At 37.4% G+C, this 9,413-nt stretch carries 11 protein-coding genes; 2 read left to right on the plus strand and 9 right to left on the minus strand.

Annotated features, from left to right (window positions below; genetic code table 11):
• The 6 genes from NT145_04655 to fabG form a co-directional block, all read right to left on the minus strand.
• A partial coding sequence (locus tag NT145_04655) for a beta-ketoacyl synthase N-terminal-like domain-containing protein (GenBank protein MCX5781977.1) occupies positions 1-183 on the minus strand: 183 nt, incomplete at its 3' end.
• A complete protein-coding gene (locus NT145_04660; protein MCX5781978.1) occupies positions 170-427 on the minus strand; it encodes an acyl carrier protein in 258 nt (85 codons plus the stop codon). The genes NT145_04660 and NT145_04655, both read right to left, overlap by 14 nt.
• 275 nt (positions 428-702) lie before the next feature.
• Entirely contained in the window at positions 703-1,911 is a 1,209-nt protein-coding gene (locus tag NT145_04665; protein MCX5781979.1) for a beta-ketoacyl-[acyl-carrier-protein] synthase family protein, read from the minus strand.
• A gap of 270 nt (positions 1,912-2,181) precedes the next feature.
• Positions 2,182-2,616 (minus strand): 3-hydroxyacyl-ACP dehydratase FabZ, encoded by a 435-nt coding sequence (gene fabZ / locus NT145_04670; GenBank protein ID MCX5781980.1) that lies wholly within the window; start codon positions 2,614-2,616, stop codon positions 2,182-2,184.
• Positions 2,617-2,672: 56 nt separating this feature from the next.
• Positions 2,673-3,935: a beta-ketoacyl-[acyl-carrier-protein] synthase family protein gene (locus tag NT145_04675; GenBank protein ID MCX5781981.1), complete on the minus strand. Its 1,263-nt coding sequence runs from the start codon at positions 3,933-3,935 to the stop codon at positions 2,673-2,675.
• Between the two features lie 91 nt (positions 3,936-4,026).
• Positions 4,027-4,776: a 3-oxoacyl-[acyl-carrier-protein] reductase gene (gene fabG / locus NT145_04680; protein ID MCX5781982.1), complete on the minus strand. Its 750-nt coding sequence runs from the start codon at positions 4,774-4,776 to the stop codon at positions 4,027-4,029.
• A gap of 578 nt (positions 4,777-5,354) precedes the next feature.
• Here fabG and NT145_04685 point away from each other — a divergent pair.
• Both NT145_04685 and NT145_04690 read left to right on the plus strand, forming a co-directional pair.
• Positions 5,355-5,789, plus strand: coding sequence for a hypothetical protein (locus NT145_04685; protein ID MCX5781983.1), 435 nt, complete (start codon positions 5,355-5,357; stop codon positions 5,787-5,789).
• A complete protein-coding gene (locus NT145_04690; GenBank protein ID MCX5781984.1) occupies positions 5,782-6,309 on the plus strand; it encodes a DUF4416 family protein in 528 nt (175 codons plus the stop codon). The genes NT145_04685 and NT145_04690 overlap by 8 nt, the downstream gene beginning before the upstream one ends.
• Positions 6,310-6,325: 16 nt before the next feature.
• Here the strand turns inward: NT145_04690 and NT145_04695 are convergent, their stop codons facing one another.
• The 3 genes from NT145_04695 to NT145_04705 form a co-directional block, all read right to left on the minus strand.
• Complete coding sequence (locus NT145_04695; GenBank protein MCX5781985.1) at positions 6,326-7,645, minus strand: hypothetical protein; 1,320 nt, start codon at positions 7,643-7,645, stop codon at positions 6,326-6,328.
• Positions 7,642-8,553, minus strand: coding sequence for a TIGR01212 family radical SAM protein (locus NT145_04700; GenBank protein ID MCX5781986.1), 912 nt, complete (start codon positions 8,551-8,553; stop codon positions 7,642-7,644). The genes NT145_04695 and NT145_04700 overlap by 4 nt, the downstream gene beginning before the upstream one ends.
• Before the next feature lie 20 nt (positions 8,554-8,573).
• The coding region (locus NT145_04705; protein MCX5781987.1) for a transposase at positions 8,574-9,413 on the minus strand (840 nt) is incomplete at its 5' end.

The raw sequence follows: 9,413 nt of genomic DNA on the forward strand, positions 1-9,413 counted from the left end.
GATATTGAAATTATCGATCTTGTGATATTTAAAACTTTGCCAAAGTTCGCCGCTTAAAACTACGTTTTCTGTCTTTATATTGGTCTTTTTTTCTAAAAGACTTTTCCAGAGATTATCAACGCCTGTGCCGATTGACGTTAACGGGCCGATACCAGTAACAACTATGCGTTTAGAGCGCGGCATTTCTTTCCGTTAAAAGTTCGTTAAGGATATTAACGGCATCCCGCACAGTCTTAATCCTCGCCATCTGGCTTTCCTTAACCTTAACTTTATATGTTTTTTCTATGTAGGTGGCTATCTCTATCACTTTTAGCGAGTCAATACCAAGATCGTCGGTAAGAACGTCTTCTTCATTAATCTCGTTTGGTTCAAATCCCGTCATTCTGGCAAGCATCACTTTAATTTCTTGAGCTGTATCTACAGGCATATTCTTCCCTTTCTTTTAACTTGACAATTCCCCGCATCTTGATGCGGGGTAACCAACTAACTTCTCCCTTTGAAAAAGGGAGATTGTCAGCCCAAGGCTGACCCGCCGTGGGCGGGAGAGGGATTTGACAGTAATAAATCTTCCTCGCTCGTGGTTCGACTATGCTCACCACCCTGAGTGAAATCGAAGGGCAGGCTCGGTCCAAAGACTTTCCCCTCACCCCTCTTTGCAAAAGAGGGAAACGTCTGATACCGCACAGCAACCTGTGCGGATGTTCATTTTATGAATTTTTTAATAACCAAACAGGCGTTGTTTCCGCCAAAAGCAAGCCCGTTATTTAACACAATATTTAATTTCTTTTTTCTGGCTACGTTAGGCACGCAGTCAATATCGCATGACGGATCAGCCGTTTCAAAGTTTATTGTTGGAGGAATTATATCATATTCTACTGCCTTACAACAAGCCACCGCCGCTATTGCCGTCGCAGCGCCCATGGTATGCCCTATCATTGATTTAATTGAGCTTACAGGGATTTTTCGGTCCCCGAAAACATTTTTTATTGCCGAACATTCAGCATTGTCGTTTTGGAGTGTCCCGGTCCCGTGCGCGCAGATGTAATCCACATCGTCGGGAGATATTCTTGATTCATTCAAAGCATTTGATATGCATTTCGTAATGCCTTCAACGCTGGGCTGGGTCATATGATGCGCGTCACAGCTGAAGCCGCATCCCAATATTTCTGCATAAATTTTCGCCTTTCTTTTTTTGGCCCCTTCAAGAGTTTCAAGAACCAATACCCCCGCGCCTTCCGCCGGAATCATTCCTTTTCGATTTTTGTCAAACGGCTGGCATTTTTCAGGGGCAGTTGCGCCGACTTTGTTGAACCCGGTAAACGAAATCCAAGATATCGCGTCAGATCCGCCTGCCAAAACCATGTCTGCTTTGCCCGATTTTAACAAATCGCTCCCATAGCTTATGGCATAATTGCCGGAAGAACAAGCAGTCGTAAAAATTCTGTTTCTGCCGGTCAGTTTCAGCTCCAAAGATATTAAGGAGGAGATATTATAGGCAAGCGAGCGGTAAATAGAAAAATTTCCCGGATCTTTTAATCCCAATTTCACCCAGTCGTGGTTAAGTTTTTCCATTGCCTGGATTTCACCCATCGTTGTTCCCATAAAAACGCATGTTCTATTTTTTTGCAAAGAAACTATATCAATTTGGGAATCTTCTATTGCAAGATTTGCCGCAACCAGCCCCATAAGAGACGCCCTGCCGAAAAACCTATCTCTTTTGCTCTTAAGAAATTTGTTTGGGTCAAAATTTCTTATTTCCCCTGCAACATGGGTATTGTGCGCAGAAGTATCAAACAGCGTAAGTTCGCTTATTCCCGATTTCCCGCTGATAACGCTTTCCCAGAAAGCATCTTTTCCTATGCCTATTGAACTTGCTACTCCGAGCCCGGTAACAACTACTCTTTTTTCCATATCTATTCACTGCCTCTTAAGAGAATCTTGGATTTGCCCATTAGAGATCGCTGAAAAATCTCGCCAAAGGTCTTTGCGATCCGCCCTGGGCGGAGAAGCAATCTCGTCCTTGTTCTATGGCGGAAGAATGAGATCGCCGCACCCTTTGGGTCCTCGGACTCATAGAGTTCCTCGACTCATAAGTCTATGGACTGAGAGCCTATGGACTCGAGAGTTCGCGATGACGGGCAAGCAAGAAAGTTTGTTCAGCTAACTCTCAGAGATGTTTTTTTAGTCTTTCTTACGCCGGACAAATATTAGCTCGCCGGAAGCAACTTTTTCCTCTTTCACAAAAACTGTTACTTCAACATCCGCACTGTTTTCTACTAACCGAATTGATTTGGCTTCAATCCTCAGCTGATCGCCCGGAACAACCAGTTTATAAAACCGCATATCTTTAACCACTCCCAAATAAAAATCGAGTTTTTTGAGAGGTTTTTTGTTCTCGTAAAACAAAAAAGTTGAAACCTGCGCCGACGCCTCAATGATCATTGATCCCGGGAAAACGGCTTTATCAGGAAAATGGCCCAGAAAAAGTTTTTCGTTAGCCGTGACATTTTTTATTCCAACAACTTTTTTTCCTTCCTCAATTGAAATAATTCTATCTATCATTAAAATTGGGAATCTTTGTGATATTGAAGCTTTGATTTGCTCTAATTCCAGCATTTTTAATCCCTCGCTTTTTTCTTTTAACCTTTGGATACAATCCAAATGGGGAAAAATTAGTTTTTGTATCTTCCAATCACTGTAACGGTGTTGGACCCGTTAGGAGAAAAAGAATTAACCATCACTTTATCAATTTTTTGCACTTTAGCTTTATTTAAAACATAATTTAAATCGCATTCCGGATCTTTTTCGCTATAATTTATTGTCGGCGGAATAAAATCCTGGTTTATTGCGCCTACCGCTGCTGCCACAGCAGTAATTCCTGAAGGACTCAATGATTCACCTATCATTGACTTTATGGAAGTTACCGGCACTTTTTTTGAAACATCTCCAAAAACTTTTTTTATTGCGTTTGTTTCAATCAGATCGGCATCTTTTGTTGAATTAGCGTTGGCAAAAATACAGTCAATATCTGCAGGTGTCAGATTCGCATCGCTTATCGCGGAAGACATCGCGCTAATCATCCCTTTTGCGGCCGGATCATATTTATAGAATCGGTACGGATCATAGTTAGACGATATTGAAAGAATTTCTCCGTAAATATTCGCCTTTCTTGAAAGAGCAGAATTTAATTCTTCTATGATGACGATAGTCGCTCCTTCTGAAAAAATAACTCCGTTTCTTCTTTTATCAAACGGGCAGGAAAGAGACGGGGATCCGTCCATCCCGCTTAAATATCCAAGATTATAAAATCCTATAAAAACCTGAATTCCCAACTCTTCCACGCCTCCAGCCAGCACCCTTTCTGTTCTATTGAAATTTATTGAATCTATGGCATAATCAAGGGCGTCTGAAGATGCCGTCATACCTGTTGAGACGGTACAATTATGCCCTTTAATGCCGTATCTTATTGCTAAGCGCCCGGCTTGGGAATTCATTACCGTATTAGGAAATCTGGAAGGATTGACAAACATCGGACCGTCAACAAGAGATTCTCGGTCAAAATCGGACAGGCTTTGCAGGCTACCGAACGTTGTGCCGATAGATATGCCGGTATTATTCGTGTTTGTTTCGTTAATTTCAAGGGAAGCGTCTTCCAAGGCAAATTTGCCGGCGGTAAGAAGTAAGGTTGTAGATCGGTCAAAATCTACCAGCCCTTTTTTCCCTAATATTTCTTTCGCATCAAAACCTGATATTTCTCCAGCAACCTTTACTTTAAAATCTGACGTATCAAAAAGAGTTATCGGTTTTGCTGCCGATTTTCCTTCCCTTAACCCTTGCCAAAAAGCTTCTTTTCCTATCCCTATCGGAGAAACAATCCCGATTCCGGTAACGACTATTCGTTTTTTGCCCATATATTCTTTCAAGATCCTTATCAAAGGCGCTCTCTTGCTCTATTGTTCTATTGCTCTATAGCTAGCCTTTAATGACAAGAGAACAAAAGAGCTAAAGAACTAAAGAACCGTTTTGCTAGTCTCTCATTGAAAGGCCGCCGTCAATAACTAAGGTATGGCCGGTTATGTATGAAGAATCTTTGCTTGCTAAAAATAGGGCCGCTTTTGCCACATCTTCAGGCTTGCCGAACCTCTGTAAAGGTATTAGCGATAGCATTTTCTTTACTAAATCATCTTTAAGCGTTGCGGTCATATCGGTTGAAATAAATCCCGGTGCGATAGCATTAACGCGAATATTGAGCGAAGCCACTTCTTTTGCCAGCGCTTTCGTAAATGCGATTATTCCTCCCTTTGAAGCAGAATAGTTTGTTTGACGCGGCAATCCTATAACACCGCTTACCGAAGAAATATTAACTATGCATCCCTCTTTTTGTTTCATAAAGGTTACAATAAAATTTCTGGTGATGTTATAAAGACCGTTCAGGTTTGTATCAATAACGTCAAGCCAGTCTTCTTTTGTCATCATCATCAGGGCTTTATCCTTAATAATTCCCGCATTATTTATAAGGACATCTATTTTTTCATATTTTTCAATAATTTTATCCCGCCACTTTTCTATTTCTTCATAATTTTTTACGTCAAGTTTATACGGATCTGCATATCCGCCTTTTGATTCAATTTCATTTTTTAATTTTGCGGCCATTTCATCATTTTGAGCATAAGTAAAAATAACCTTTGCGCCGTTAAACGCAAAGGTTTCAACCAAAGCCTTTCCTATCCCCCTTGTCCCGCCTGTAATTACAACGACTTTATCTTTAAATTCCATTTGAGAAATCGTATATTTCCTTTAAATAATTTTACTTTTTTCTATCATATTAGTCAAAAGCCTAATGTCTTTATAAGTATTGAAAACTTTTTTTGTATTTGTCATAATATTTTTGAGGTTCGCCCCGTTAGAGATGACCGGAATTTACACCGCTGGATTTTGGAATACAAAAAGAAAGATCTTATTGCCTTGGCACAGAACCCGGAAATAACAGAATGTTTTTGATAGCAATACAATTCAACAGGGTAAAACCATTATTTAGGGTCTGCTGAAAAACACATCAGACCCTTGATTACACAGATAACGACAAGATTACAATGATTCATCGTCAAACGTAATCTGTGTAATCAGTCTTATTATCAGTGTAATCAAGGGCTTAATGAAAAATAAATTCATGACAAAAAGTGCGAGCTTTTTGGTGAAAAATAGTTAAAAACCGTGTACTTTTGTATAGAAAATAATTATTCTTTTTATCGTTAATTCAAGCATTTTGTTTATTTTTCAGTAAGCTCTATTTAACAGTATGATTTTTTATCTGTCGACAGAAGTCAACAGCCTTCTCTAACGGGGTAAATTCTATGCGCCTTACCCAACATATTGCTGTTTCGTCTATTGTGAGTTTAGGACTTTACGCATGGACGCAATCTTTTCCTATCGCTATATCTTCGTTTCTTGCAGGTTTTCTTTTAGATTTAGACCACCTGATTGACTACTGGCGCGAACATCCTATTAAATTTGATTTGATTCATTTTTTCAAGACTTGCGAAGAGTTTCGTCTTGTCAAAGTTTATCTTTTTTTGCATTCTATTGAACTTCTTTTACCTCTTGGCTTTTTGGCCTATTATAGCCGAAGCCCCTGGGTGCTTGGTTTTTTGATCGGCTTTTCACAGCATATGCTTTTTGACCACCTATTGAATCCCGTTTTTCCCTATACCTATTCATTTTTCTACCGCTGGAATAAAGGTTTCGCTAACGAAAAAGTGTTTGATATTAAAAAACAATCCAATGGCTGAAATAAAAAAACCGGAATCTGTTAAGCTTTTTGTGGGACTAATTTCTGGATCAAAAGAGAAGTTTTTTGAAGTTGAGAAATTGCTGCAGAAAAAATACGGAAAAATAGATTTTGAAAGCGAAACTATTTCGTTTGATTTTACCGAATATTATAAAGAAGAAATGGGGGGAAACCTTTTCAGAAAATGGGTTAGTTTTGAAAAATTGATTGGTCCGGAAGAACTTTCAAATATAAAAACACAAACCAACAGCATTGAGAATAAATTCACTGTTTCTGGCAAAAGATGCATTAACATTGATCCGGGCTATCTTGCTCTTTCTAAAATAGTGCTTGCATCAACAAAAGATTTCAGCCACAGAATTTATTTATCAAAGGGAATATTTGCTGAAATTACGTTAAACTACAAACAAAAGCAATTCGTTCCCCTGCCCTGGACCTACCCGGATTATACTTCTGAAACCTCAACTAGATTTTTTAGTAATGTCCGATCAAAATACCATTCACAAATAACAAATATTTAATTTCAGGGTTCGTATATTATTGTTTGTTTTTTCTTAAATTCGTGCCCCAAACCGCAAACCAGCCCAATCCTAAAACAGCCAGAATCGGAACGAGCAAAGGCATGATAGTTTTATTTCCTTCAACAGAAAAAGATATTACAGTGTAATAAATGCCTGATAAAATAAATACTGCCCCTAAAAATATTGAAATCTCTCTAATAAAACGGCTCGCCCAAAGAAAAAAGAGAATCCACAATATCCATATAAGGCTTTGTAGTAAATTTATTCCGCTAAAATAATAATAAATACCAAAAAAAGGTTCAAATATATATCGTATTCTGTTTTGAGTCTCACTTTTTTTGTAAACCACTACGGAGGTTTTTCTATTATTTTTCAGATATTCAGCAGGATTGGTTTTTATTTTATCGTCTTCTTTTTTTATAACAGTCCAAACATTTCCAGCCCACGCCCATCCGTGCCAGTCTATTACGCCAACCATTAAAAGATTTTTTTGGCGGCATAGTTCAATTATTTTATTTCTTTCTTTTTCGCTAATGTTTTTGTAGGCAAAATTGTAAATTTCAAACCCGTCTACCCCGTCGTTGTAAAGTTGTTCTATCGGAGGGATTCTAAACTTCCACCAGTGAGGACATATCACAAGAAGGCCTTTTGAATGAGCTAATTCAATAATTTCTTTATTTGTTTTTCCCCAAAACTGTTTTCCATCGAAATTTTTATCGCCCAAAACCAACAAAGCATTCCCTTCTAATGCGCGTATTTGCATACCCGGAAAGGCTTTTCCAGAAGTTTGGAGCTCTGCAGAACTATTAAATCCCCTTGGCCCGCGGTGATCCGTAACAAAGAAAAAATCATATCCATTATTTTGATGAAATTTAAGATTTTCGTGGGGGCTGGTAATAGTATCAAATGAATAATAGGTATGCGCATGAAAATCAGCTTTTAAATATTCCGGCGGAGTTTTTAGTAAAGGGGCAGGAAGAGGCGCAATTGCAGTAAAAGTTATTAAACTTAGGAAAATTAAAACTGAAAACAGAAAATATTTTATTGCATCGGCTACTTTTAAATTTTTCCTATTAATACACCCTATTAAGACCGAAATAAATATCCATGATATCCATGAAATAAGCTGAAAACCGTAAGAATATAAAGAAAATATATACTCTTCAAAACCTACAAAAGGCTCTAAAAGATATCTTGAAAAAGGCCAAACAAGTTTAAAATTATCCATCTTTTCGCCGGTTATAATATCATAAAGAGCTTTTTTTTCACCCGGTATCAGATAAAAAATGAGAATTATTGCGGAAAATATGAGTCCAATTTTTATTTTTGACTTCATTTATTAAATAATCTCCCTTGAAAAGTATTTTTTTCTATAAGTGTTTTGTCAATTTCCCTTAAAACTAAAGTTTTGTTATTAATCCATTCAGGCGCAATTAAAAGATCTCTTGGACAATCTGCTGTTATTCTTTGCACCACTGTCTCCGGCCAAAGGTATTCTAAGAAATTTGAAGCCAAATCAACATATTCTTTTAGCCCTAAGGGCTTAAATGTCCCATCATTATACAATTTTTCCAGTTCGGTTTCTTTTACAACATGCAGCGGATGAATTTTTATTCCCTCAAGTTTTAGCCGGCCAACTTCTTTTGCCGTGTTAATTAGGTCTTTTTTTTTTTCGCCGGGTAACCCGATAATTACATGGGCGCATATTTTTATTTTTTTGTTTTTTCTTGTCAAATCTAGGGCTTTGATAAAGTCCTCAAAAGAGTGTCCGCGATTTATATTGCGCAATGTTTCGTTATTTACGCTTTGAAGCCCGTATTCAATCCAAACCTCATAATTGTCGGCATACGAACCTATCAATTTGATTATGTTTTCATCAACGCAATCCGGCCTAGTCCCAATTGAAATACCGATTACATTATTAAATTGTTTTATTTTTTCGTAAGTTTCTTTCAGCCTTTCAATCGGTCCGTAAGTATTAGTAAATGCCTGGAAATAAACAATAAATTTATCGGCTTTATACCTTTTATTTAAGGCTTTTATCCCTTGTTCTATTTGATTTTCAATAGATATTTCCTTTTGACGCGTTGCAGCGCTAAAAGATTTATTATTACAAAAAATGCATCCCTTGTCCGATATGGTCCCGTCAATATTCGGGCACGAAAAACCGGCGTCAACGGTTACTTTGTAAACTTTTGTCCCAAATCCTTGTTTCTTGAAATAATCGGAAAATTTATAGTACATTGGTGCCAGGCTTTACTTATTTAACTTATTGTGAGGCTGTTCCGAATTTTTGTTATATAAGCCGGTGTTCTTCTCAAGAAATTTGCTATATCGATTGCCTTATGTCCTTCGTTTAACGCTTTTTCAATAAATTCTTTCCTGACGGCCGATACCATGGTCGCTCTAGACATGCATTGAATTAATCCTAAAGGGATCTTTCTTTCATCCGACACTTCCCTAGTCAAATCATACAGGGATTTCATTTTTTTTGCTTCTTTAGCCTTAGTAAATTCTTCTATCACTTTCTTTTGTCTAAGCGCTAGCTCTTTTTTAAATAGTTCATTTCCCAAGCATGATATTTTTTCTTTCGGGTAAAAGTCCTTTCTTTGCCCCATTTTTAGACCATCACTTACAAATTCGGAGTATTTAATACGTGCTTTTTCAATATTAGAATCAAAATATAACAAAATTTTTTCTTTATCTATTAGGCTTAAAGGCACTTCCGAAACATACTCATTGTGTCCAGACCATTTCCAGTCGGTAGGCGAGTCCGCAATAGCCGCCCTTACCGGATTAAGATGAATGTATCTGACAAGCTCTAGCAGGTAAGAATCCTTTTCGCAAATAATAGCTTTATATCTGCCCTGAAATAAATGCCCTTGCTTATTATATTTTAGGTTGAAATATTTTGCATAAGAAGTTAACAATTGATGCATTATGGAAGAAACCGGACATTCGTTTACTTCCATTAATAAATGAAAGTGGTTGGGCATAAGACAATAAGCATATAACTTAAACTGCATTTTTTTTATAGCTAATTTGATATGTATCAAGAATCGGAGGTAATCATTTTCGGAAAGAAAAATTTCTTGCTTATTATT

The organism is Elusimicrobiota bacterium (genome assembly GCA_026388075.1).
Lineage (GTDB): Bacteria > Elusimicrobiota > Endomicrobiia > Endomicrobiales > JAPLKN01 > JAPLKN01.